The following is a 25,955-nucleotide window of genomic DNA, read 5'->3' on the forward strand; positions in this document are numbered from 1 at the left end:
GATAGGCCTATCGGCATTGATTGCATTCACGTAGGTTGTTCTGGAGACACGCCTGCCGGTTAGGGGCGGCAGGCGTGCTCACATTTGCCGGCTATCACGCTGCATTTTGCTTCGGGATCGCCGGCTGATAGGCGAGCGTCGCATCCCCGACCAGATAGTGCGCCGTCCCGTCCGACGTCTGGTACGAGCTCGTGCCAGTGATCGCCGATCCGTCGGAGAAGGACTGACTGCCGTCTGTCGTCGAGAGAAGGTTGATGAGCTTGATGCCCGCTTCCGACATCGTCTGCAGTTCGCCGTCGTCAACCACGCCATTCTGGTTGGCATCGCGCCAGACGCGGAACTCGCTCCAGCGATCGTCGTTGGCGTCAAGCACGTTGTCGTGGTTGCTGTCGAAGGCCAGACGCAGACCGTCGAGGTCGGATACCGAACCGCCATTGGCCGCCACCTGGTCCGGCGTTGCCCATTCGGAGAAAGCAAGCTCCTTCGACTGATCGATCTTGCCATCCGGGCCAGCCTGGCCATCTTCGCCGAGATCAATCGCCAGGAATCCGTCCTGCGGTCCTACCCAGGCGGTGCCGTCCCTTGCTCCATCGCCATTCCAGTCGAAGGTAACGGACGAGCCGGTGGCCAGCGCATCGGTGTCGAGAGGCCGCAGATCAATATGGCCGTCGCCGTTTAGATCAAGGAGAACCGGACCATGACCGTAATGCGGCTGCGGCCATTGATCGACCATCTTGTAGCCAGTGCTTCCGCCCCCGCCACCACTTTGATAAGCGTAACGCTGCCAGGCAATGTTCTTACCCGAACTATCATACTGGTAGTTCGTATAGCTGCCGTCGTCGTTGTAGGATGTCGCGGTGTTGATCACGTTGTTGACGAAATTCTGGACGAATCGCGTCCAAGGAACCGTATTATTAACATCGTAATCCGTTCTCACGAACTTTCCACCCGTGTCACTATAGACGTTGTCCTCGATCAGTTTTCCTTGTGGCGTATAGGAGTCAACAATCTGGGACCAGCTCTGAGTGTTGCTTGGATCATACGCATAAAGCACCTTGCTGCCATCGTCATAGATGACATTCTGATTGGTCATCTGGCCCGCGGTGTTAAATGATTGGTCGATCTCAGACCACGATTGTGCATTGGTGGGATCCCACATCCAGATGCCCTTGGTGCCATCGTCGTAGTAGGCAATTTGCGAGACCCGTTGACCACCGGCATTGTAATACTGCTCAAGCCGGCTCCATCCTTGAACGTTGGTTACATCATAGCTTGTATCGACCCGTGTACCATCATCATTCTGAATGCGCTGAAACGTCATCTGGCCGGCGGTGTTGAACGATTGGTCAATCTCTGACCAGGATTGGGCATTGGCCGGATCCCAGAACCAAACGCCTCTCGTGCCGTCATCGTAATAGGCCGTCTGGGAAATTCGTTGACCGTTTGTGTTAAAACTCTGGTCAAGTCGGTTCCACCCCTGAGCGTTGGTCACGTCGAAGTCGACACTACCTGTGCGCTGCCCCGCCGCATTGTAGTAATCGATGTGCTGCTGCGCGCCGGTCGGTACATAGAAGGCAATTTCTGTTCGAGTACCATCATCGTTGTTGACCGTCTGATTGGTCATTTGCCCGGCGGAATTGTAGATCTGAATGTAACTCGACCATGGTTGCGTGTTGCCGGGATCGTAATTGTAGACCCCCTTACGCCCGTCATCCATGTTGTTGATTTGCTGGGTTATGCGCCCGGCGCTGTCATAAGAACGCTGGAAACTCGTCCAATCATTGGAGCTTGTCACGTCGTAGTCGATGCTCGCCGTGCGGACACCCGCGGCGTTAAAGAAATCGACGTGCTGCTGGGCATCGGTTGGCGTATAGAAAGTAATCTCCGTCCGCGAACCGTCGTCGTTGAATTGCTTGTCAATCGTTCTGTTGCCCGACGCGTTGAAGGACCGCTCGACACGGGTCCAGGGGTTCGCATTTAGCGGATCGTAGTAAACGGCGAACGTTGGGATGCCCGCCTTGTTGGCATTGATGACGCTCGTCACTTGTCCGCCGGCGGCATTATAGTTCGTCGTCACCGAGCTGCCGTCAGCGGCGATCACCACCTGCGAGGTTTTCTGGCCCTGCCCGTTGCTGGTCGCACGTAGCGTCAGGCTACCCATCGCCGAAACGGTGTCGACGACGGTCTGGGTCACCGCGCTGCTGGCGTTGAGATCGACTTTGGTCAGCGTGACCGAGCCATCATTGTGAATGACGGAGGTTTCGGTGTGATCGATGACGCCGTCATTGTTGGAATCCTTGCCGAGCACCGTGATGAGCCCATCCGCGCTGGTCGTGATGGTTCCCTTGGCGATGACGGCGCCGCTGGCATTCGTTTCGGTCACGGTGGCGACCGTCGAGCCGTCCACCTGAAGCTGCGACTGCATGACGACTTCGAAGGTGCCATTGCCGTCGTAGTCGTATTTGACGGTCTTCGCATGGCCGTCGGCAGAACTGTCGGTTTCTATCTTGGCGGCGATCGCCTGCTTCCAGTAGACCTTGCCGGCCATTAGGTAATTGGTTTTCTGGGCCGTGGCATTGTTCGTGACGATCGAGACGGTGGCGCCAGTCGTATCGGCGGTCAGCGTTTCGGCTTGGTCCACGGTACCGTCGCCATCGACATCCTTGGAGGTCGTCCGCACCATGCCGTCCGAAGACTGCTGCATCGTCGTCTTCGTCGCCAGCTTGCCGGTCGTAAGGTCCGTATCGGAGATGACGCTCACCTTGCTGCCATCGGCATTGTTGGTGTTGACCGTCACGCGGCGGCGGTCGATCGTGCCATTACCGTCGAGATCCCAATTCGTCGTGGTCTGCAGACCGTCGGCCGTGGTTGTGGATGTCGATCCATCCGCCTTGACGCCGGCCGACTTGTAGTCGGTGACGCTCTGCGTTGTGACGCCGGAATCCGCCGTGACCGTCTGCTGATGCTGGTCAACCACGCCATCACCGTTCGCGTCGCGGTCGATCGTGACCGTCTGCTTGTCGGCACTCGTGAGCGTGATGGTCTTGTCGATCAGCTTGCCGGTGGCATCGGTCGTGGTGACGGTCTCACGCTTGGCGCCGTCGGCGAGAAGCTCGACCACATCACTGACCGTCTGCGTCGCCAGCCCGGACCGCTGCTCGTTGGTCGAGACAATCAGGCCATCAGCATTCGTGGTCGTAACGAACTTCGAGAGCAGCGAACCATCGGCCTTGGTGCTCGTCTCCGTGCGGGTGCGGGTGCCATCGGCATTAATCACAGTCACGTCAGTCGAGGTCTGGGCATAGGTCCCCGCCCCGGTCGGGTCTGACTGCGAGGTGATCGACAAACCGTTGGCGCTGGTCGTGGTCCGATAGCGGCTGGTCAGCGTCGCGCCGGTGAAATAGCTGATGGTCTCCGTCCGCGAGCCGTCAGCATTCAGGACTGTCGCGTCGGTGCGGCTCTTGGTGAAGGTGCCGGATCCGGTCTGGTCCCACTTCATGGTTACGGTCAGGCCATCGGCAGAGGTGTCGGTCTGGGTGACGGCGCTCAGCACCAGCATGCCGCTGCCGTTTACCGTATAGGTCTTTTCGACCGTCGTCTTGCTGCCGTCCGTATTCAGCGTCGTCAGATCGCTGACCGTCTTGTTGGCAGCCCCGTTTCCATCGGTGTCGTAGCTCACCGAGGCATTGAAACCACCGGCACCAGTCGTCTGTGTCTTGGAGTGCGACACAGCCCCCGCTGAGGTCAAGTCGGACAAGGTCTGCGTAACGCTACCGTCGGTATTCTTCGTGGTGACGGACTTCTGGTCGACGACGCCATTGCTGTCGATATCGTAGGTCACAGTGACCGTCTTGCCGTCACCGCTGGTCGTGGTCGTCGTCTTGTTGGCGATCACGCCGCTATTGGTGACAATTTCCGTTGCCGAACCGTCCGCGCCGAGAGTGGTGACGTCCGTCGTCGTTCTGACTGTGGATAGAACAATGGAGGGATTTGCAAGCGCCCATGCTTGCGCGCCAGCGGCAGTATGGCCCTGCCCTTCGGGTGAATCCGCGCACTGTTGGGCCAAGGACGCGCGAGTGGTTCCAGCGGCGATCGCGCTCACCCAACCTTCAGCGGCCCCCGGTTCGGGTGCGCGACCAAGAGCGTTTTGATACATTAAAGTCGCAAATTGCAGATCGGTAAGCGTGCCATACTTTTGGGTAAATTCGGATGAACCAATGAGCTGCGCCATGATCTGAACGGCCGTCGTGCCGGATTGTATTGCAGTCGCATAACCCTGAAGGGCTGCCACATCTGGATCGCGGCCGAGAGCCGCGTGGTAGAGACGATAGATCTCATTGCGGATTGTCGCTCCGATCAGATCATCGGACACAACCGTCGTTCTGCTCAAACCGTTGGCAGACGTCGTGATCTTCGTCAACTCGACCGGCGCCGTATTGGTCGAGCGAGCAAAGATCTCCGTGCGGGACCCATCGGCATTGAGTGTCGTGACATCGCTGAGCACCTGTTCGAAAGTGCCGTCGCCGTCCAAGTCCGATTTGGTCGTAACGGACAGTCCATTGGCGGATGTCGTCGTGACCGCACGACTCGTGAGCGTCGTCGTCCCGGCCTTATAGGTCTCGATTGTCTTCGTCGTCAGGCCGGTCGCATCGATAGCGGCCGTGGTCTTGACATCGATCTTGCCGTCGCCATCGAGATCGACTTGGCTCGTCATCGTCTTGCCGTCCGATGTCGCGGTGTTGGACGTCTTCGACAGCAGCGTCCCGCTGGCCGTGGTGACGGAATCGACCAGCGAAGTCGAACCGTCGGCATTCAGCGTCTTCGTGGCGGTTTCGGTCCGATCGACCGCGCCATTGCCATCATAGTCAAAGTCGGTCTTCGTCGTGAGCCCGTTGGCGCTGACGGTGACCTTCGTCTGATCGGTAAGCGCCGCGCCGGCATAATCCGATGTGGTGGTCGTCTTCGAGCCGTCATTGTTGAGGACGGTCGCCTTCACCGTCTTGGTGTCAACGACACCATCGCCGTTGATATCCTTCTGAACGGTGACAGTCAGGCCATTGCCCGAGGTGATGGTCGTGACTTTGTCAAGCAGAACGCCCGTATTGCTCTTGTCCGTCACCGTTTCGGTGCGGCTGCCATCGGCATTGATGATGGTCTGGTCGACGGTGGTCATATCGACCGTGCCGTCGCCATTCAGATCATCCGCGGTGGTCGTCGTCAGCTTGTCGGCGCTGACGGTCACCACGGTCTTGCGATGGAGCGAACCGTCGGCGCTGGTTTGCACCGTGGTCGTCGTCTGGCTGCCGTCCGCGGCAACAATCTGGGTTGTGGCCAAATCGATATGACCGTCACCGTCAACGTCCTTGGTCACCGACGTCGTCTTGCGATCGGCGCTGACAGTGGTCACCGTCTGGCTGAGCAGCGTGCCGTTGCCGCTCTTTGCGGTTACGGTTTCCGTGCGAGCACCGGCGTCCAAGACAATCACATCTGTGACAGTCTGGTCAAACGCACCATCACCGTTCAGATCGGACTGTACCGTCTGCCTCAAGCTGTCGGCGGACGTCGTCGTCACCATCTGGCCGATCAAGGAGCCGTTGCCGCTCTTCTTCGTCACGGTCTCGACCCGTGCACCGCCAGTGCCGGCGGTGATAACGTCTGTCGTCACGGCATAGGTGCCATCGCCATTGGCATCGGTGCTGACGGTCTTCGACAGGCCATCAGCGCTGGTCGTCGTCAGCACCTTGCCGACAAGCGTTCCGTTTGGATTGAGGGTGGCGTCAGTCTCGGTGAGCGTACCGTCGCTCGCAACCGTAATGACGGTCTGGCTGTCGGCAGCGCCGTCGCCATTGGCGTCGACTGAAATGTTCTTGCTCTTGCCGTCGGCGCTGGTGACCGTGACGCTTTTCGACAGGAGGACGCCGCTGGCGCTGGTATCCTGAACGGTTTCCGTCCGCGAGCCGTCGGATGCGACTGTCGTCACGTCGGAATGGATGAGATCAGCGACGCCGTCGCCAGTCACGTCGGTCGAGGTCGTCGTCGACAGGCCGCTTGCAGCCGCGACGGTCGTCACCTTGCTTCTGGCCGAATTATCGCCGTTGGTGATGGTTACCACGGTCGTCACGTCGCCATTGGCTGCAATTGTCGTCTGGGTCAAATCGCGCTCGTCAATCGTGCCATTGCCGTCGAGATCGCTGGTCACCGTCTTCGTGTGACGGTCGGCGCTGGTGACCGTCGTAACGCTCGACAGCAAGGTGCCGTTCGAACTGCTGTCCGTCACTGTCCGCGTGCGCGAACCATCGCTGGCCTCGGTCGTGATGTCGGTGACGGCCTCGTCGAAAATCCCGTCGCCATTGATATCGGTCTTCGTTATCTTCGTTAAGCCGTCGGAGCTGGACAGAACCTGAAGCTGGCTCAGTACGGCTCCGGAGACGCTCAGCGCATTGGTCGTGGTAGACGTCGAACCATCCGCATTGGCGACGAAGGTCTGGCTCTGATCGGCGCTGCCATCGCCGTCCTGATCTATAGTCGTGGTGATCGTGTTATGGTCGGCGCTGGTGACCGTCGTGGTGCTGTTGAGAACGGAGCCGTCGGCGTTGAAGTTCGTGACGACCCGCGTGCGGACGCCGGAAGCGACAGTGGTGATGTCCGTCTGAGAGCGGTCGTAGCTGCCGTTGCCATCGTCGTCGAATTTGGTCGACACGCTGTTGCCATCGGCACTCGTCGTCACCAGATCCTGAAACGCCAGGCTGCCATCGGCATTATAGGCCTGGATGGTGTTCGTATTCGACTGGTCGGCATTGGTGACCACGGTCGACTTGATAATATAGCCGTTGGAATCACTGGCTAAAATCGCGTCACCCACCGTGCCGGTCGAACCGTCGGACTTGGTATAGATCGTCGTCCCGGTAATCGCCGAGCCGTCGCTAAAACTCTGGCCGCTGCCCTTTGGCGTCAGGTCGATCGAGGTGATCCCGAGCGAATCCAACGACACAAGCTGGCCATCGACCGTGACCTTGAACTTCGACCATTGCGCATCGCCGGCATCGAGTTTGCCATTGCCGTTGGTATCGAAAACGTCCTTGATTGCTTCCAGATCGCCCGTCGCCGTCGGATCCCATTGGGTGAACTCGAATTCCTTCGAATTGCTGATCTTGCCGTCACCGTCGGCGTCGAAGACTAGGACTCCCGTGCCGTTGCCCGCCCAAGCCATGCGATGTTGGTAGCCATCGCCATTCACATTCACGAACTGCGACGAATTCGATAACGAATTGATGTTCAGGCCATTACCGGAGAGGTCGAGAAGGACAGGAGAAATGTTATCATTATTCGGGCCATCAGACTTCGGTGACCCCTCATCAGTTCCCTGTGTATCTTCGTTGTCCATAGAACTGGGGTGTATTCCACTGTCATTACTCCAGCTGCCGTAGGCGCCTGTATTTTGGTTGTCCCGAGGGCCGCTTACCGGGGCACCGCTCGGACTGCGTCCGGGACCGTGACCGCCGTAGGAGGAGGTCCCTGCCTCCGAGCCTTGAGTGTCCTCGTCATCCATAGAACTGGGATGGATGTCGCCAAGCGAAGACCCGCTGGGACTGCGGCCCGGCCCGTGGCCGCCATAGGACGACGAAGAACCGCCGCCACCAGAACTACCATTCCCTCCATAAGCCGATGATCCGCCACCTGCGTTGGAGCCACCATATCCCCCACCGGAATTTGATGGGCCACCCTGGTCGCCATTGCGCCCACCGCCGCCATCATTTCTATAACCAGAGGCACCTCCAAACGAGGATGCGCCATAGAATGTCCATGGGCCAACAGCGAATGGCTGCAAGTCAGGAGGGGTCGGAGCCACAGCCGACGTCACGCTCGGAGGACTCACTGTCGGAGGCAGCGGAGCCGCCAGCGCCGTTACGCTAGTTGGATTAACCGACGACGGGGGGGTGTAGGCGATATTTCCCAGCATCGCGTTAAGCGCTTCAGGAATGCTCGGCGGAAGTACCGGGGCCTCTACAGGCGGAGCTGAGTCTTTGAGATATGCACGATAGCCCGCTTCGATGTTATCAAGATTCTTGGGGTCGTTAAAATAATCACCACTTATATCTGGCAATATATGTTGCTTATCACTGGTTATTACAGAGATAATATTATCGATATCAACCCTAAGTCTACTATAGATGTTAACGATTCCAGACGCCTCCGCCACCTGGTTATAGCTGTATCCAAGAGCCGCAGCAGCATAGCCAACCGCCCATGAAGCAGCGGGCTTGAATGCCGGAACAAACCCTCCGCCACCTTGTGCAAACATTCCATTATAATTTCGCTGAAGATCAAATTGATGATTGGGGAAGAAGCCCATCATTCCTTCAAAAGAATTTCGGATGCTATTAACAAAATCTTGTGGGTTGAAATCGTTAGGGACAATCATCGGCTGCCCTTGGCTATTCAACACCACATTTCCACCAAGCTCAGAGAGCACCTTTGCGTCAACTGATGTGCCGTTATTGGATTTTACTTGCATTGCCCACCTCGGATACCTGCAGGTTCAAAGTATAGCGCCCTTAACAAGGACGATAAGTGTAATTACCAAAGCATATAGGAGCGCTGAAAATATAAACGAGAATAGACGAGGAAGTTTAAAATAAGATCCGACGTATATCGCAACAAAAAGCGGCGTTAAATAATCAATAAATTGGCCAACTACGCTGTACCCATATATATAATTTTCGCACGCCCCATCAGCTGTATATATTCCCAAGCCGTACTGGAAATTGCACCCAAATAAACCTGATATAAACAAGTAAAAAATAAAAAAGATAAAAATGTATACGGAGAATATCGCGATATTTCCGATGTTTTTTTTGAAAAACGTCATGACACATCTACTGTTTCAGAACTGGTGGCTGTAGGCCGAAGCATTAACGCCTCGTTCCACTCGATTGATACAGGACCGGCCAAGCTTCCTATCCCCTAGCGCCTTATCGAAAATGTTCCACTTTCTTGTTATCCAGCAAATGATGCATATACTCGCCGCGACTTGGAACAAAACGACGAATGGGACCTCACGATCCAATCATAAGTCGCGTATACTCGCTACGTATACGCGCATTTTTAATATTCACAATACAGGATCTTCGCATGACGAGCGAAATAAGCGAAAATAGTCACGATCTATCCGAATTACGCTCAGATTATCCAGAAGGCGAACCTGCCCTTGCGGCACGATGCATCGCGGCACTGCTGACAAGGCACGGCATTCCCAAGTACCGGTTCGCCGTCACCGTCTCCGAAATCCTCGGCCTTTCCTATTCCGCCGGAAACCGACGCCTGACGACGAATGCCTCCTGGTCGCTTGAGGAATTGAAGCGCGTCGCCGAGCATTTTGGTGAGACGCTGCAGGAACTCGTCACATCAGAAAATGCCGACGCCCTCGTTGACGCTTCCATCGTCATCAACAACCACATCGTGCCCTGCCGGATCCGGCTGGGCAACATCGTTGGCCAGGTATCGCCGGGAACACTGATTGCCGCCGAGATCGACGGATCGTGGCGAGTCATGCCGGCAGACGCTAGGTCGATCATACCGGCCCATATCGTCACCCGCCTGCTGATCGAGCCGACCGCCTCGCGGCGCCGGGTCGCGATACTCGACGATCACGCCGATACCGCCAAGACGATCGTGCAATACATGGAGACGGCCGGGTTTGAAGCGGTCGCTTTCAGCGATCCTCAGGCTCTTTACGATCAGACCGATTTCGACGCCTATGTTCTGGACTGGATCATCGAACGCGATGCACGGCGCCAGACGGCGCTGGAGCTGGTCGAGAATATCCGCGCGCGCAATGCGCTTTGTCCGATCATCATCCTGACCGGACAGATCAGAACCGGTAATGTCGACGAGGAGAACATCGCCGCTGCGTTGGCGCAGCACAATCTGAAGTTCTTCACGAAGCCGGCAAGCATGCCGATCCTCATTGCCGCATTGAATGCCAGCTTCAAAACTGCATGATCGTCCGCAACTGCTGCTGCCGTATCGGCTTGCCCAGCACAGCATCGAAGAGTGACAGGTCATGCCTGGAGCCAGCATTGGCGGCTGAGATAGCAACGAGCTTTGGCTTGTAGCCGAGGTTCATCTTGCGGATCTGGGCGGCCAGCTCCGGACCCGTCATGACTGGCATGTCGAGATCGATGAAAATCACCGAATAGGTATGTGCGGCAGCATAGTTGAGCGCCGCCATGCCGGAGGACGCCACGTCGGTTGCGAAACCAAACTCTTCGAGCACCGCTGAGAAGCCTTTCAGGAGGTCAGGATGATCGTCAACGACAAGCACGCGTCTTTGATCACCATTCGCTCCCTGCGATCGTCCTTCCGCGAGGACCACGGGTATCGACACGTCAAACACGCTGCCGCCCTCGGGCGGCCGGCTGACCGTCATTCGCGCGCCAAGCTGGCGTAGCAGGGTCTGGACGACCGATAGGCCGATGCCTCGGCCGGCGCCGAGGCTCAAAGGCCCCTTCGCATCCACGTCGCTCTCCATAATTCTTGGCGGCAGGCCAGGTCCGGTATCTGTCACACGCAGGGAAAGTTCACCAGCGTTCTCATCGAATGGTGCAAGATCGACCTGAACGAAACCGGATGACGTATATTTCACGGCATTCGAAACGAGGTTATGCAACAGTTGTGCAATGCGCTCACCGTCCGCCACCACGAAAATTGGCTCATCAGGACTTGTCTGCCGCAGCTGCAAATGCTTGGCCTGCGCCATCTCATGGTAATTTTCCAGCACCTCGCGGACGAGCTCTCCCGCCTCAAACACACCGGGCTGCAGCTCGATATATCCCGTTTGCGCCCGAGCCAATGTCAGCATGTCGCGAAGCTGGACAGCTAGGCTATTTGCCGCCCGACGAATGCGCGCCGTCAATTCGCTTCGCGTCCTTATATCCTGAGGGCGCTCCAGGATATCCAGCGCCGAAACGATGACCTGAAGCGGCGTTCTGAGCTCGTGGCTGACCATTGCAAGGAATGAGATCTTGTCTTCAACAGCCGCTTCGGCAGCTGCTATTGCGCGCGCCCTTGCGGCAATCGCCCGCCAATAGAAGATAGAAATGATAATAAAGGACAGGATCGCACAAATCAGCAGGCCGGCAATCACCAGGATGATGACATGCCCTGCCTGGATGGTCTCGAAGGACTTTTCCTTCAGTTGGCTATCCCTATCCATGGCCGCCTTGGAGACTCTGTCCACGACAAAGGCCATTTCCTCCATCTTCGGCAACAATGCCTGGGCATCGGCCGACGAAATATCGGTTTTGATAGCTGGCAGGACCTCTGTCGCGAATTTTTCCAACGCGGCCCCATCCTCGGAAAAGCCCGGAAGTGTCTTAAAGCTGTCGTTCAGTTGCGAGGGCCGCACGATAATATTGATGCCGGAAATCAGGACATCGATGTGAAACGAGAGGGCGTCCGGCTCGACGGTAGATCCATCGGCAATCGCTTTCAGGTCCAACCTGACGTCCTCAAGCTCCCTCAGGACCTGCGCGGTCGGCCAGTAAGAGAAAGATGGATTTCTGCTGCTGGCGGCATCCCAGAGATCATAGGCAGCTCGAATGGCCGCCCAGTTGTAGCCGATAACTCCAAGGCATAGGGCTACGATCAACGCGGGAATGCTAAACCATGCAACATGGAAAAACTTCATTCCACTTCGATCCCGCAGAGCTGCCACACCAGATACGATGTCGCGGCCGGCGTGTCCAATTGCTCCTTGAAGCTATCACGGGGAAACATGACGAAGACTGGTCCAAAATCTCTGATCGTCAGCCGGGTGCCGTTCTTGCTGACGGCAAGAATGGTGCCGTATTTCTCAAGGTAGGCGGCATCCACTTCCACGCTGAAATTATCAAGCGCAATGAGCCGAAGCTTCGTTCCTTTCGCACCAACCTCGCTCAATGTCCTGCTGAGCAAAGGCCCCACGAAATCGCTTTTGGGAGTCCATGCCGTTGATGTTGTCACCGTCGATTGCGGCAAACCGAGAAATTCGCGTTCCGACATCTCATAGGCATTCCCGGCGGTGTCCGTCGTCTTTCCAATCTTGCCGGAGATCGTCAGGAAAATATTCTGCCTACATCCCTTCGGAATATGCGTGCCTGCATTCGCCAATCCCGTGCTCAACCAAAGACCAATTGCAATCGATAAGAATGCGCGAACCATTTTCCCAGACATGCCTGACAATCCTGCAACCCCACGAAGTATGGCACAGTTCCGGTCAATTTCGAAGGGTACCCAATTGCGATTGCCGTGGAATCTCATAAACAGAGGCGCCGGCGAGCACTGTGATTTTGCCGGCACTAGCAAGAAATCTTGCGAAGTGCCCCATGACAGTTGGCGCAATGGCCCATATGCTCCCTCAGAATCTACATCTTAAAGATGATGTCAGCTGCGAGGCCCGCTTAACGTGATCTCCGTTTATTGTGTTCTGCGGTCCGGTGGCGAGTACAAACCCGAACACGTGGTGCGCCTGCAGGCGCAGGTGATGAAACATCTTCCGGACGCCGATTTTCGTTGCCTGTGCGATATTGACGTCGACGGCGTCAAAACAATTCCGCTGGCATATGACTGGCCCGGCTGGTGGTCGAAGATGGAGCTTTTTCGGCCAGAGATATCTGGTGACATTCTCTTCATGGATCTCGACACCTCGATTGTCGGAGATCTTGCCGATATCGCTTCGGTCGATCGGCTTGCCTTGATGCGCGATATCTATCGTCCGGAAGGTCTGCAGTCATCGATCATGTATCTGCCTGAGACGGAACGCGCGCCGATTTGGAGCGAATGGGCCGATCGGCCACGGCATTGGATGGATCTTTATCGACACGGCGGCGACCAGGCCTTTCTCGAGCGTTTCTGGCTCGCGCGCGCCGACCGGTGGCAGGATTTGCTGCCCGGTCAGATCGTCTCGTGGAAATCGCATGTGCGCAAAGCGCTTTACGATGATGAAAGCGGAAATGGATCAATTCCCTCAGGCGCGCGTGTGGTGATTTTTCACGGCAAACCCCGCCCCTGGGAGATTGGATGGTAGATGGTCGTCACCTGCCGCGGCGGGCCGTAGTCCCTATTTATTGCAGACACAATAATGCTCTTGAGGACTCGAACCGACGCCCCCGTTGGTACAAGCCTGTCGTTTTCCTTTTAATCTCTGGACGTCCTCAGCGATCAACACCACGGGCACGGTTAATCGTTCGACGTTGGCGCTCGGCGATAATCTCTTCTGCCCTATCTATAGCGACGGCACGCTGGACTGTGCGCAATTGACCAAGGATGGCTTTGAAGACCGCTTGCTGAGACTTCGAGACCATGTTGGCAACATCGGTCTCGTTGCGCAAAATTGCACCCGGCCCGAAGCGAGCATCAAGTGCCTTGCTGACAAGAGAAAATTCCTGGCGGACATCTTGTGACAACGACCGGACCAATCGTGCCAGCTCGCGCGGGTTCTTCTCCGTCTCGGACGTGATGTGCCGCAACTCTTTCTGGGCAGTTCTCGTCAACGCTGGAATAGGTATGGCCATCCGTCCGCGCTCTATCATGACCGCCGATTTTTCGTTTTCAAAAGCGCTCAAGTAATATCGACCAAGAGACCGTATATTAGCACCAACTGCCTCAATCGCCTGCAGAGCTTCCCTGCGCTCGCGACCACCGGCGAGCAGCCTATCCATCGCCCTGCCGGTACCGCGCATAGGGCCATAGGCCGTTGGCTCCGTGGCAACAGCACGTGCAATGCGCTCAGGGTCGATCTGCTTGCGCACCAGATCTTCGATGATCGTCAAGGCGGCCGCGGGGTCGCGCCAGATCACGGACGCAGTCGCAACGAGTGCAGCTCTTATCTGTTTGTAGTGCTCAGCGTCGGTCACACGCATCCGCGCCTCCTCATCGAGGCTTACCTTGAATTTCGTAACCGACGGCAACATAGCAGGTATGGTGTTGAGGTCGTCGGGGGTGGCCGGGGCAACGATCCTGAGCCTATCCGGTTGCTCAGCGAGCTGCTGCTCGGCGGCAAAGCGTTTGACAGCAGTAAATATTGCGATCAACTCGCTCCGCTTCTCCTTGTCAATCGTTTCCGGTATGCCCATCGCGGTCTCGCGATCTGCGAATTGATCAGTCTTTTCCGTAAAGGCATCCCGTCCGAATCGGCGGTTCAAGGCTTCACTCACCGCCTTGATCTCCTGAACAACGGAACGATCCTCCGCGGTAATGCGAAATGCTGTGTGGTATGCCTCCTGCCCACCCCGCTGTCGGATTGCTTCCAACTCAGCGAGTCGCCCTCTTGCTCTGTCGGAAAGGCCTGGCACCGTGACCTCCATGAACAACCGACGCCTTCGTTCGCGATCGTCGAACCGATCCGCCTGCTTGCGAAACTCAGTTGCGTGCGCCCGTGCAAGAACCACCAGTTCGGATACCGCGGCCAAGGCGTCAGCCCTCGTAGCTCGATCATCCCGGCCATCGATCAGCGTGTTGCTGCCCCGCAACGCACCTAGGCTTTGCGGAGAGCGTGACAGCCGGTCCGCCATGATGCCTGGATCCAGCGCGAGGTTCGATGACTGTTCGTTCAGACGGGAAAGCGCTTTATCTGACTCACGATAGATTCGCTCAAGCACCGGACGCAGGAGCGCTTCTCGTTCCTTCCATTGAGGAGATGCGAGTTGGGCGAGGCGCGCATCTTCCGCGATCGATCGGGTAAGGGATTTCACAGCGGGCAATAGACTGGAAGTATCTGCGACCGAAGCGGGCAACGCGTCTTTGTCGTCTGTCGCGTGAATAGCAGTATTTCGCCCCGGAGTTTCGATCGTGGCCCCGAAGGGCACGTTCGACCGTTGCCAGAGCTGCGCTACATGATCACGTTGTATGGCAAGCCAATTGGATAGACGCTCGACCTGTGCCTCGACGGCGTGACCATAATCCGCGATCGTGTCGATGCCGCGCCGCCGCGCGAAGTCGAAAGCCACGGATTGATAAGACGCCTCATTTTCGAAATCGAGCGTTGTCGTCTTTTCGCCGGGGCGCGACAGCCGTTCGACTAGTTGCGCAAAGAGCGTCGGTCGGTGATTGTCTGCGGCAAGTTGCTCCATCCGAGCCTGGACCTTATCAATTGAATAGGCCGTCCAAATATTGCGCTCGACAACGCGATCCTCAAAGTGCCTCGCGCCCGTTTCCTCATCAATAACAGGCACTTTAACGGTAACTTTTTCAGTTCCGTCCTTACGCACGGTCACTGTATCGCCGACCCCCATGCCGGCCTCCTCAAGCGCCTTGGGCAGACTGACGCCCCAAAGGCGATGCGTGGTTCCATCGTTCGTTCTGACGTCGACAGAAGGGGAAGGACCGGCGCCGTCCCGCTCGCGAAACTTCGCAAGCCCAATTTCAACAAGCTCGCCTGTGATGCCAGCGGCATGTTCGACGCGCGCCGGCTTGCCCCATTCGAACTGTGGCTGAAAATCTCCCCTTGCCACATAAAGATCGGCACGCTCGCGATGACGCGTCATAGCAACATATGTCAGGTGTCGGTCCATCATGCCTGTTGCCAGCACGAAAGCGCGGTCGAAGGTCGATCCTTGGCTCTTGTGAATCGTTGCGGCGTAGCCATGGTCGACATTGCGATAAGTGTCTTCGGAGAACATGACATCCCGACCACTGTCCAACCGAACGAAAAGGAATGGTACCCCGCCTCGACCCGCTATCGATATGACCGTTCCAAACATGCCGTTCTTGACGTGCTGAACAGTTAAGTGAGGAGCTTTGGGTTCGACGAACCGCGCATTTTCCAGGAAGATGATCCGGTCTCCCTCGCTAAACTCACGTATGCCGCGCTCTGTACGAAACGACCTACTCTCCCCAAGCGCATCCTGTTGCAACATGACCGCACGGATCGCGTCGTTGAGGCGTCTCACATCGCTGTTGGTGTGGGCGAGAACCATCAACTCGTCGCCACGCAACTTACGACCTTCGACCTCTGCCTTGGCAATGGCGTCAAGGCGAGCGCTGGCCCAGTCGGAGACGATGCGTTGAACCGCATCATTGCGCGTGTCACTTTCGAGGAGATGGCCATGGGCGCTATAGGCACTCAAAGCTTCCTCAACATTTCCACGGGCCAACAGACGGGACGCCTCTCGCGCCCATTCGTGCCTCTGGCGGCGAACGCCGACCAATTCGGTGAAGCCGATGCGCTCGACGATGGCGCGGAAGGAAGCTCCCGCCTGGATCGGCTGAAGTTGCATCGCGTCGCCGACAAGAACTGCTTTCGCGCCGGCATCCTCGACGCGTTTGAGAAGACGCGCCATCTGTTCCGACGATACCATGCCAGCTTCGTCTAGAACCAGCACGTCGCCCTTCTGCAGTAGGTCATAGTCGTTTTTCCAGGCAAGCTCCCACGCAGCAATCGTACGCGAACGGATCCCGGAGCTGCCATTCAATGCCTCCACCGCCTTGCCGGCGAGCGCTGCTCCGAGGACGCGCCTGCCGTCTCGCTCCCAGGCGATACGTGCCACACTCAGCAGTGTCGATTTGCCAGCGCCGGCAATACCGACGACTGCGGCAATGCCACTATCGGCTGTGATATGTCGAACCGCATCGACCTGCTCAGCGTCGAGGCGAATGGCCTTGTTTGGCGCTGCCTCAATCTCAACTATCGCAGCATCAACTTGGGATGACGATACCGCGAAGCCACTGATGTTCGAGAGATTCAATGCCGACCGCGCCATGTGGAATTCGGTTCTGATCGTCGCGCGCGTCGTGAAGACTGCCGGCAGCTCGACCCCACCAGTTTCCGCACTCACCTGCTGCGGCCGCAGCATTACCAAATCGTCCGACGCCATCAGTTTCGCGCGGATATTGGCAAAGACGATTGGATCATCAACGTGGCGGTGCAGGGCACGGGCAATCTCGGCTTCATCGAAAGTCGAGCGCTCGTTGCTGAGTTGCCTAAGCAGTAGGCCGGGGTTGGCAGCGAGGCGATCGGCCGTCTCGTAACGCTGCGCCAATGCTGCAGGGGCGAAATAGACATCGGCACCTTTGCGTAGACGCGCCACGCGGGCGGGAGCGAGGTGGCGCTGCCCCATTCCCCGCAACCCCTGCTCCTCATAGGAGCGGCCGTCTATGCGGATATCGTGACCGGCAAGTGCCAGATGGTGCGTTACCGTTTGAGCCCATGCAAGCTTCCATTCCTCCAGCGTTGCCTTGTTGCCTGCCCACGGACGGTAAATGATTGCTCCTTTCGGCCTATCGGGGGTTTTGAGGCGTAGCGGCTCGCCAGTATCGTCGACGATAGCGACGTGCTTCGGCCCAAACCCTTCCGCGGTCAGTGGACGCAACGTGGTCATAACGTGGACGTGCGGATTTCCCTTTTTGTCGTGATAGACCCAGTCTGCAACCATTCCGCGCGACACGAAGTTTTCGCGAACGAAGTCGCGCACCAGCGCGATATTCTCCCTCCTGCTGAGCTCGTTTGGAAGCGCAAGGATGATCTCGCGGGCAAACCGTGCATCGCGGCGGGTCTCGAAACGATCGACAGCATTCCAAAGCGCTTCACTGGCGCCGGCAACCGATCGGCCGTCGATTAAAATTCGCAACCATGCCGGCGTATCCTCGGGCACAGCGAGTTCCTCATGGATGAGTTCGGCCGCATCTGCGGAGTAGCGGAACTTAGTCCCCACCTGCTCATCCGTCATCTTGGTACGATGCCGATAGGCGGCAGCCGAGACAACGCTCTGTCCCGCTCCGCGGCTGATCATTTTCGCTCTCAAAAACATGATAGCCATATTTGACTCTATCTTTTCCGGCACATCAGTACCGCGCAGATATTGAGATTCTTGGCGAAAATGCCTCGAAAGAGATCAATTTTCCAAGACGAATTCCGCTTTCCTATATTATTTCATCTGATTTGACTACTGCATTTAATGCAGTATAAAAGATGCCATCGAACTCGCCCCTGATGAATGAAAGGACAGATATGCGTGGAAGAACCACAGTCTCCGAGATCGACACACAGGTCGAGCTGCTGAGGGAGAAACGCAAGAACATGGTCGCCAAGGCCAATGAACGTTTCGCTAGCGCGGCACGAAGGGCCGGTCTCGCCGATTTGGATATTTCCGACGCTGAGCTCAATGACGTTCTCGCCGAGATCGCAGCGCGATTTCGCGACGGCGAACAAAGGACGACAGGCCAATCCGCTTAAGAGGTTAGATCAGCGGATTATGCTTCTCGAACGAAGGCGGCAACGCGACATGACAAAAGATCGTAAGCGCGAAACGCGCGAAAGGATGATCTTCGGTGGATTGATCATCAAGGCTGGCTTGAGAAAAGCCGATCGCGCATTCCTGCTCGGCGCCCTGATCGAGGCAAGCCGGATTCCGTCAGATACCGCGCAATACCGCGAGCTTCACAAGATTGGTATGGAGGCGTTCCGAGCCGATGCACGCATGACCAATTCGAAAAGCGAGGACCTAACATGACGATAGAGTGACCACGAGCCTAATGCTTCCAGGGATATTGTCAGCGGTCGTGACAGGTGAAGACGAAACTGGCAAGAATCGCCCCACGACTTTGCTATTTTGTAAGCGTCAGAATTGATCCGGACAGCTGGAAACCTGCCTCATGCAATCTTACTCGCCGCGCTCGGCCTCGAGAGTGGCAATCTCGTCGGAAATTTCCTCAATGCGTTGCCGGAGCTCCGCCTCAGTACCGTCGTCCACCTCGCCTTCGCCAAAACAATAGCGGGCTATGTGCAGCTCAAGCTTGGCTTCAAGCTGCTCGCGCTGTGTGCGGAGATGTTTGAGATAGCTATTTCGCATTGCGAATACGCTTTCAAAGAAATGAAGTCTCACTCCCAATAAATAGGTTCGAAATCAGAAAGTTTCGATAGACGTCCCATCATCCCACCTGAAACTCTCGTCACGAGATGCCGCAATGGCGCCGTTTCACACTTGTTTTAAAGCGTCCGACCGGTCATCACATTCATGCGACTGCGGCTGAAATGATCCCGAGGGCAAATAATAGGCGCTGACATCAGCTTCAAATTCGGGCTAATTCAGGCGGAGTGTTCGAGGTATGTTGTGTTGAACGAAAAAATTGCCGTCATTGGCCTCGGTTATGTTGGCCTGCCTGTCGCGATTGCGCTTGCCGAAAAATTCCATGATGTGGTCGGCTTCGACATCAAGGCCTCCCGCGTCGCTGCGCTGCAGGCCGGCGAGGACGATACCCGGGAGGTTTCTGCCGAGCGGCTCCGGTCGAGCGGACTGCGCATCAGCAGCGAGATCGAGGATCTTCGCGATCGCGATATCTTCATCGTCGCTGTGCCGACGCCGATCGACCGGAACCGCCAGCCCGACCTGCGGCCCATGATTTCCGCCTCGCGTACGGTCGGCAAGGTTTTGCGCAAAGGTTCGATCGTCGTCTATGAATCGACCGTCTATCCCGGCGTTACCGAAGAGGTCTGCGGCCCGGTGCTGGCGGAAGTTTCCGGGCTGCGCCAGGGCGAGGATTTCCATGTCGGCTATTCGCCGGAACGCATCAATCCCGGTGACAGGGAACACACCTTCGAGCGTATCGTGAAGGTCGTCGCCGGCGATGATGCGCAAACGCTGGAAAGGATCGCCGCAATCTATGGCGCCGTGGTCGAGGCCGGCATTCACCGCGCCCCCAGCATCAAGGTGGCCGAAGCCGCCAAGGTGATCGAGAATACGCAGCGCGACGTCAACATCGCACTGATGAACGAGCTTTCGATCATTTTCGAGAAAATGGATATTCGCACGGCCGACGTGCTGAAGGCGGCGCGGACGAAATGGAATTTCCTACCCTTTACCCCCGGTCTCGTCGGCGGCCACTGCATCGGCGTCGATCCCTATTATCTAACGGCCAAAGCGGAAGAGCTCGGCTATCACCCTGAAGTCATCCTCTCCGGCCGACGCATCAATGACGGCATGGGCGCCTTCATTGCCCAGAAACTCATCAAGATGCTGGTCGCGGCGAAAAAGCCGATCAACGGCGCGCGGATCGGTATATTCGGTCTCACCTTCAAGGAAAACGTGCCCGACCTGCGCAACAGCCGGGTTCCCGACATTATAAGCGAACTGCGTCAGTTCGGCCTGGAGCCGCTGGTGCACGATCCGATGGCGAGCGCTTCGGAGGCTGAGGAAGAATACGGCATAAAGCTCAGGGAGTTGCGGGACTTCAGCAAGCTTGATGCCGTCGTGCTTGCCGTTCCCCACAAGTCCTACCTGATAGAAGGGGCAGCCACTATCCTCGATCTCCTGAGCGAAAACGGTGTCGTCGTCGACGTGAAGGCGGCACTCGATCGAGCCAATCCTCTGTTGGAGGGTCATGCGGTCTGGAGCCTGTAAGCCTGAAAGGCCAGCTCAGCGCGCCTTCGTCCCCGCATCGGCGACCGTTGCCGCCAACCCTTCTTCGACCGAGTAAGGCGGCGACCAGCCGGTGACCGACCGCGTCTCGCCGATATCGACCTGAAGCGAACCAAGCAACCGCTGCGCGGCGGCTCGGCGCCCCAGCAACGCGGCAAGTCCCTCGAGCAACGAAGGCGGCACCGGCAGCATCCAAGCCTTACGCCCCGCAGCCAGAGATAGTTTGGAGATCAGTTGGCCGATCGAAAGATCGTCGCCATCACTGATCAGGAAGACGCGGTTACCGACGGACGAATGCGTCGCGCAGAGCAGCATGAAATCGACTAGATTGCCGACATAGACGAGCGACCTGCGGTTTCGAACCGCCCCGAACGGCCAGGGAAACGGCCGCGCAGCCCATTTCATCAAGCTTGCGAAATTCGCCTTGACGCCAGGACCATAGACGAGCGGCGGCCGAATGATGACGACCTCCATGCCCGTTTCCGCTGATATCGCCAGCAAGGCCGCCTCCGCCTCTAGTTTCGAGCGGCCATAGGCATCTTCTGGATGCGGCACGTCCGAGGCCCTGAAGGGCTTACCCACCGACGTCGCTTCGCCGTTGACCTTGATCGAACTCAGGAAAATGAAGCGTTTCACGCCCGCACCCGCAGCCTGTCGCGCCAGATTGACTGTTGCATCGACGTTGACGGCACGGAATGCGGCCAGCGGATCGGAGGCGCTCTCGTTCATAACATGGACGCGGGCGGCCAGATGCATGACGGTGTCGATGCCGGCAAGCGCCTCGGACCAGTCTGTCTGGCCATCGATCACGCCGATGGCGGCGAAGCCTGGGCGAGAGTTGCGACTGACCGGCCGATAATCCATCCGCCGGCGGGAAAGCTCCGCGCACAGAGCCTGTCCGAGAAAACCCGTCGCACCCGTCACCAGGATCATCCGCGCACTGCCTTCGCTTTTCGCACCATGATTTGCTGAGACATGCTTTGCACGGGATATCCGCTCGGAACAAGGGAGGGGAATCTTGCCGGGGATGGTTGTGCTTGAAATCGCGATATGAGATGCACGGAGCAACGACGACCTTCATCACCCTTGGAACAAAGGGCGATGCAACGACAAGAGACGATGCTTTATACGATCGCCAAGCGCCTTTTCGATTTTCTCGCTGCTCTAGCCGCGACCATCGTTTTTTTCATTCCGATCCTGATCGTCGCACTCGCGGTACGGCTGACCTCGCCCGGTCCGATCCTCTATTGGTCGGATCGGGTCGGCCGGCGAAACCGGATCTTCCGCATGCCGAAATTCCGCAGCATGCGCACCGATACGCCGGCGGTGGCGACTCATCTACTGAAGGACGCGACCATTTATCTGACGCCCATCGGTTCCTTTCTGCGCAAATCGAGCCTCGACGAGCTGCCGCAGCTCTGGTGCATCCTGAGGGGAGAAATGAGCATCGTCGGCCCACGGCCGGCGCTGTTCAACCAGCACGACCTCGTCGCCCTGCGCACGGAACGCGGCGTCGACGCGCTGCTGCCGGGCTTGACCGGTTGGGCGCAGGTCAACGGCCGCGACGAACTGCCGATCCCCGAGAAGGTTGCCTTGGACGAAGACTATCTGCACCGACGCTCCTTTCTTTTCGATCTGAAGATCATTTTCCTGACGGTATTGAAAGTGGTCCGGCGCGACGGAGTTGCTCATTGACAAACAATCGGCGAAATCGGCATCAGTGACATAACGGCGTGGGAAAATTGCCGTATTCCTGCCCCTTTGCGACCATACGGCCCGTCACGGGGCGAGGAAGGCCGGATGATGAACCGATTCTGGACGAAGGCGGATGACGACATTGGACGACTCGCGCATCAACAAACCGCATGCTGACCTTGCAGCCGAACCGATCGGCGTCACGAAGGCAGGAAGCAACATGACGAAACCGCTCGCCATCATCGGCGGCATTCTCTGGCTGCTTGTCGCTTCGCCGACCGTCGTCGAGAGCGACGCCTATCGCTATGCCACCGCGCTCCTCTCTCTGATCGCCCTCTACTACTATATGAAGGCGCCCATACGGCCGCGCACCGACTGGATCGGTTGGCTCTGCATGGGCTGGGCCTTCTATGTCATGGCGCGTTTCTTCATCACCTTCTGGCTGACACCGCAGCACGATATAGGCGCCTCGGATTGGCTCTATGCCTTCCCCTTCTTCTTCCCCATTATGGGCGTCGCCTTCCTGCTCTACGAAGAGCTGATGGAAAAGATCATAGCTGCCTATTTCGCCATGGTTCTCATCATGCTTGTGGCAACACAGCACCTGCGCGAAGTCTTCGCCGGCGAAACCATCCGGCCGCTGATCATGAACAACCAGATCCACGGCGCCGTCGCCTGCGGCATGATCGTGATCTTCACCCTCTTCTGGCTGCTGCACTACCTGACGGACAAAACCAGTGACCGCCGGATCGCCCGCTTCGCCTATTTCGTTTCGCCCTTCATCTTCGCGCTCTGTTTCATCGCCATCTACGGCGCCAAATCGAAAGGCGTCTGGCTTGCACTCGGCATCACCCTGCCGCTACTGGCGCTCATTACGCTGACCTACCTACGCCTAAAAAGCGGCGTCATCATTATCATCGCCGTCGCGGCCCTGTTGATCGCCGGGATCTATGGCGTCAGGCACAATCTAGACAAGACGGCTGGCCCGACTTTGTCAGCAGCCATTTCCATGGTTGAAAATGTGGCCAACGGCCATGAAATGGGCGGCGTGGTCTCGAACGCCATCAGCTCGAGCAATACGCCGGTGTCGATGGACGAACGCCTGCAGCTCTGGTCCAACAGTTGGGAGGTCTTCTCCTCCGCACCGATCTTCGGCTGGGGTAATCGGTGGCTCGAACGCTGGGCCGAGACGCGCTACTCGCATGTCCAGTACACGCTGCTGCACAACGGCTATCTGGAAATCCTAGTGCGCTACGGCCTGTTCGGTGCGGCAATCATGGGCTTCATGCTCGCCATCTTCATCCGCGCCGTCTGGCGCGCCCGCAAGGCCGGCATTATTCCGCGCGCCGCATGGCACGCCTACATCGCTTGCCTTTTCTTTTTCTCATTGACGCTCCTCAGCAACTCCAACAACCGCCTAGCGATCGGCGAAAGCCTGGCCTTTGCAAGCTCCGCCTTCGCCTGCTGGTGCCATATGCGGCTGAAGGGGGAGTATTTGGCGGCGGGAAAGTCTGCGCCGAGAGCCGCGACAGCCGCCGTCTAAGTAATCACATATATCATTGAGAGCTAAACATTAAGGCGCCGGAGGTCTCATTGAGCCACCAAGAAGATAAGACTGACCACGATCTCTCACTCAGATCCGAAACGAGGTGACTGCCCTCAAGGAAATGGTCCCGAAAAATCACGAGAAATCTACCGACCATCTCGGAGTGCGGCGCATTTAGCTTCTAGACGCTGGCGTCGTTGCTTTGCTTGTTCTGTTTGGGATTTCTGTCGGATCGCTCATTGCTTGGGCGAGCGACACCGCTTCTGCGATTGTCCGCCATTGGCTGCTGCTTTGAGATTGGCGCGATCGTGAGCCTTTAGGCCGGTCACTATGTCATGGTTGACTGGTAGCGGCTGGAGTCAAGGATGAGAAGCGCGGCATAAGAGCTGGCTTTTATGTTGATGCGCAATCATATATGGCTTGGCGCTGGCTGTTTGCGCCTATGGAAATAATACAAGTGTGTTCGATGTCCGTAACTGCGCTCGCCGAAACTTCTTTTACACCGTCACAAACCGTGCCGGTCTATCTTATCAATATCGATCGGGCAGCCGAACGACTGGCGGAGATTCAGCGACAGAGCGACGTGTTCGGTTTTCGATTCGAGCGTATCCACGGTGTCGACGGCGCCCTCATCCCACGCGACGAATGGGTCGACGTAGATCACGATCGTTTCCAGCGGCGGCACGGTCGCACCATACTGCCCGGTGAATACGGCTGCTATCGCAGCCATCTGCTGGCGCTGCACCGGTTTTTGGCGGGCGACGACGCGATGGCTGTCATCATCGAGGACGATGTCGCGCTGGATATCGATTTCCTCGCACGCGCCGTGGCGGCGAAGAATGCTGCGCCCAATGCCGACCTGGTCAAGCTCGTCAATCACCGCTGGAACGGTTTTCGCGCCACGGGCCGGAGCAGCAGAGGAGATATCGTTGGCCGCTGCCTCTTTGGTCCCCAGGGCTCGACGGCCTGCTATCTCGTCACGCGCAAAGGCGCCGAAAAGATCGTGAAATCGCTGGCCATCATGTCGCTGCCCTGGGATGTGGCTGTGGAGCGCGGCTGGGACATGAATGTATCTATCGTCAGTACGCGTGCGAATATCGCCGGTTTCAGCCAGCTGCAGCGAACGACGATGATCGGCTTGCGTCGCGATTATCGCGCAGCCAAGGCGCCTGCATGGCGGCGCATACCCGCATATATCTTCCGAACCGTGGATTTCTTTCGGCGCATCGCCTACGCGCTGACGACGCCGTAGGGTTCGAGGGCATGTAAAACACCCCTACAGGATGGACCTGACGAGTGGAAAATCAAAAGCAACGCGCATTCACGGCAGGCCGCGCCGTTTTACACTCCCATTGATACAAAACCACTTTTTTCCGCGTGAACGGCTGGGCTTTGCAGCTTCGACATTAAACCGAGCTTCCCAAGCTGATGGCTCTCGAATGGCTGCTTCTCCCAAACGCCGAACAGTTCGCTGCGATAGCTGGCAACATACCGGGACGGGTTGTCGGTAGCCACTTTGGTAACCATGGTCAATTCGCCACTAAAGGTGACAGACATTGAATCCTTTGCCGGACTTGCGGCGAAGGCAGCGACGGGAGTTTAGGCATCCCTGTAGCGGTTAATACTGCGCCCGTGCAGTCGGCTCGGTCCATCGCCTTCGAAGGAGGTCACCATCGCCTCGCTCATCGAGACCTGCAAGCTCAATGCCGTTGATCCGCTTGCCTACCTGAGTGCCACGCTCACCGCCATAGTCAACGGTCACAGGCAGTCCCGAATTGAGGAACTCCTGCCGTGGAATTACTCGATGGTGTGATACGCGCTTAAAGGTTTCTATCGGACCATTGCGGACGGCCACGTTTTTAGAGCATTGTCAAAGCAGCTTGGGGTAGCTGGTGACAAAATTGCGTAGAAAACTCTTTGGCCGAGGATGGGAGCTTAGCGTCTTTGAGGATGACATTGGCTTGGTTCTCTCACTCCCGGTCGATTCAGGCTTTTTGACACATAGCTTTGAATTTTACATCAAGAAGCCCGATCTCGATGCCCTTCAGGGCAGTCAACTGCGGCACAAGGTATTGGAATTCATTCTGCATGAGCGCCTTCAATGTCGAATGAATGAAGGAGCCCTTCGGAGCGTTGAAGAAGAAATAGGCCCAGTGATCCAGGCAGTTCTGCATGGAAATATAGGTCAACTTATTGAGGCGGTATCAGCCTCTCCGAATTCAGAGTTTATTCGGGATCGACTGAACGGGGCCGGATTAACCCTGGACTGAACGGCAGCAAAATTGACGCACCGTTGCCCGTCCTCGTCATGGCTCCGGCCC

The 25,955-nt window shown here is 57.2% G+C and carries 16 protein-coding genes and 1 pseudogene; 10 read left to right on the forward strand and 7 right to left on the reverse strand.

Going from position 1 to position 25,955, the window contains the following annotated elements; all coding sequences use genetic code 11:
- Positions 1-94 precede the first annotated feature (94 nt).
- Positions 95-7,384, reverse strand: coding sequence for a DUF4214 domain-containing protein (locus DQ393_RS10140; protein ID WP_245430292.1), 7,290 nt, complete (start codon positions 7,382-7,384; stop codon positions 95-97).
- A 1,748-nt stretch (positions 7,385-9,132) separates the two neighbouring features.
- Between DQ393_RS10140 and DQ393_RS10155 the strand changes: the two genes are divergently transcribed.
- On the forward strand, positions 9,133-10,002 hold the full coding sequence (locus tag DQ393_RS10155; RefSeq protein WP_169645237.1) for a helix-turn-helix domain-containing protein: 870 nt from the start codon (positions 9,133-9,135) through the stop codon (positions 10,000-10,002).
- On the opposite strand, the gene DQ393_RS10160 is transcribed toward DQ393_RS10155, so the two are convergent.
- Both DQ393_RS10160 and DQ393_RS10165 read right to left on the reverse strand, forming a co-directional pair.
- Positions 9,989-11,689, reverse strand: coding sequence for a hybrid sensor histidine kinase/response regulator (locus DQ393_RS10160; protein ID WP_112341634.1), 1,701 nt, complete (start codon positions 11,687-11,689; stop codon positions 9,989-9,991). The two genes, DQ393_RS10155 and DQ393_RS10160, sit on opposite strands and share 14 nt — an antisense overlap.
- Positions 11,686-12,300, reverse strand: coding sequence for an oxidoreductase (locus DQ393_RS10165; RefSeq protein ID WP_146758969.1), 615 nt, complete (start codon positions 12,298-12,300; stop codon positions 11,686-11,688). The genes DQ393_RS10160 and DQ393_RS10165 overlap by 4 nt, the downstream gene beginning before the upstream one ends.
- Positions 12,301-12,523: 223 nt before the next feature.
- Between DQ393_RS10165 and DQ393_RS10170 the strand changes: the two genes are divergently transcribed.
- Positions 12,524-13,066 (forward strand): hypothetical protein, encoded by a 543-nt coding sequence (locus DQ393_RS10170; RefSeq protein WP_245430293.1) that lies wholly within the window; start codon positions 12,524-12,526, stop codon positions 13,064-13,066.
- Positions 13,067-13,193: 127 nt separating this feature from the next.
- Here DQ393_RS10170 and traA read toward each other — a convergent pair whose 3' ends face one another.
- Positions 13,194-17,795, reverse strand: a complete 4,602-nt coding sequence (gene traA / locus DQ393_RS10175; RefSeq protein ID WP_112341637.1) for a Ti-type conjugative transfer relaxase TraA — start codon at positions 17,793-17,795, stop codon at positions 13,194-13,196.
- A gap of 260 nt (positions 17,796-18,055) precedes the next feature.
- Between traA and DQ393_RS10180 the strand changes: the two genes are divergently transcribed.
- Positions 18,056-18,211 carry a TraC family protein gene (locus tag DQ393_RS10180; protein WP_245430305.1) on the forward strand — a complete coding sequence of 52 codons (156 nt, stop codon included), beginning with the start codon at positions 18,056-18,058 and terminating at the stop codon, positions 18,209-18,211.
- Positions 18,141-18,488 carry a conjugal transfer protein TraD gene (locus DQ393_RS10185; RefSeq protein ID WP_432421994.1) on the forward strand — a complete coding sequence of 116 codons (348 nt, stop codon included), beginning with the start codon at positions 18,141-18,143 and terminating at the stop codon, positions 18,486-18,488. The genes DQ393_RS10180 and DQ393_RS10185 overlap by 71 nt, the downstream gene beginning before the upstream one ends.
- Before the next feature lie 150 nt (positions 18,489-18,638).
- Here DQ393_RS10185 and DQ393_RS10190 read toward each other — a convergent pair whose 3' ends face one another.
- Entirely contained in the window at positions 18,639-18,827 is a 189-nt protein-coding gene (locus tag DQ393_RS10190) for a hypothetical protein (protein WP_112341640.1), read from the reverse strand.
- Between the two features lie 261 nt (positions 18,828-19,088).
- On the opposite strand from DQ393_RS10190, the gene DQ393_RS10195 reads away from it, so the two are divergent.
- Complete coding sequence (locus DQ393_RS10195) at positions 19,089-20,375, forward strand: nucleotide sugar dehydrogenase (RefSeq protein WP_112341641.1); 1,287 nt, start codon at positions 19,089-19,091, stop codon at positions 20,373-20,375.
- A 15-nt stretch (positions 20,376-20,390) separates the two neighbouring features.
- On the opposite strand, the gene DQ393_RS10200 is transcribed toward DQ393_RS10195, so the two are convergent.
- A complete protein-coding gene (locus tag DQ393_RS10200; protein WP_112341642.1) occupies positions 20,391-21,326 on the reverse strand; it encodes a UDP-glucose 4-epimerase family protein in 936 nt (311 codons plus the stop codon).
- Positions 21,327-21,512: 186 nt separating this feature from the next.
- Between DQ393_RS10200 and DQ393_RS10205 the strand changes: the two genes are divergently transcribed.
- The 3 genes from DQ393_RS10205 (at position 21,513) to DQ393_RS10215 (ending at position 24,886) form a co-directional block, all read left to right on the forward strand.
- Positions 21,513-22,088 carry a sugar transferase gene (locus tag DQ393_RS10205; protein WP_112341741.1) on the forward strand — a complete coding sequence of 192 codons (576 nt, stop codon included), beginning with the start codon at positions 21,513-21,515 and terminating at the stop codon, positions 22,086-22,088.
- A gap of 133 nt (positions 22,089-22,221) precedes the next feature.
- Positions 22,222-23,631, forward strand: a complete 1,410-nt coding sequence (locus DQ393_RS10210; protein ID WP_112341643.1) for an O-antigen ligase family protein — start codon at positions 22,222-22,224, stop codon at positions 23,629-23,631.
- 418 nt (positions 23,632-24,049) lie between these two features.
- Positions 24,050-24,886, forward strand: coding sequence for a glycosyltransferase family 25 protein (locus tag DQ393_RS10215; RefSeq protein ID WP_245430294.1), 837 nt, complete (start codon positions 24,050-24,052; stop codon positions 24,884-24,886).
- 89 nt (positions 24,887-24,975) lie between these two features.
- Here the strand turns inward: DQ393_RS10215 and DQ393_RS10220 are convergent, their stop codons facing one another.
- Positions 24,976-25,191, reverse strand: a complete 216-nt coding sequence (locus DQ393_RS10220) for a hypothetical protein (RefSeq protein WP_112341645.1) — start codon at positions 25,189-25,191, stop codon at positions 24,976-24,978.
- Between the two features lie 115 nt (positions 25,192-25,306).
- Here DQ393_RS10220 and DQ393_RS10225 point away from each other — a divergent pair.
- Together DQ393_RS10225 and DQ393_RS33180 are read left to right on the forward strand one after the other, a co-directional pair.
- A pseudogene (locus DQ393_RS10225) lies at positions 25,307-25,447 on the forward strand (transposase domain-containing protein); the annotation flags it as partial.
- A gap of 79 nt (positions 25,448-25,526) precedes the next feature.
- Positions 25,527-25,904, forward strand: coding sequence for a hypothetical protein (locus tag DQ393_RS33180; RefSeq protein ID WP_146758970.1), 378 nt, complete (start codon positions 25,527-25,529; stop codon positions 25,902-25,904).
- Positions 25,905-25,955 lie beyond the last annotated feature (51 nt).

This window comes from Martinezella tropici (assembly GCF_003287875.1).
GTDB classification, from domain to species: Bacteria; Pseudomonadota; Alphaproteobacteria; order Rhizobiales; family Rhizobiaceae; genus Rhizobium; species Rhizobium tropici_C.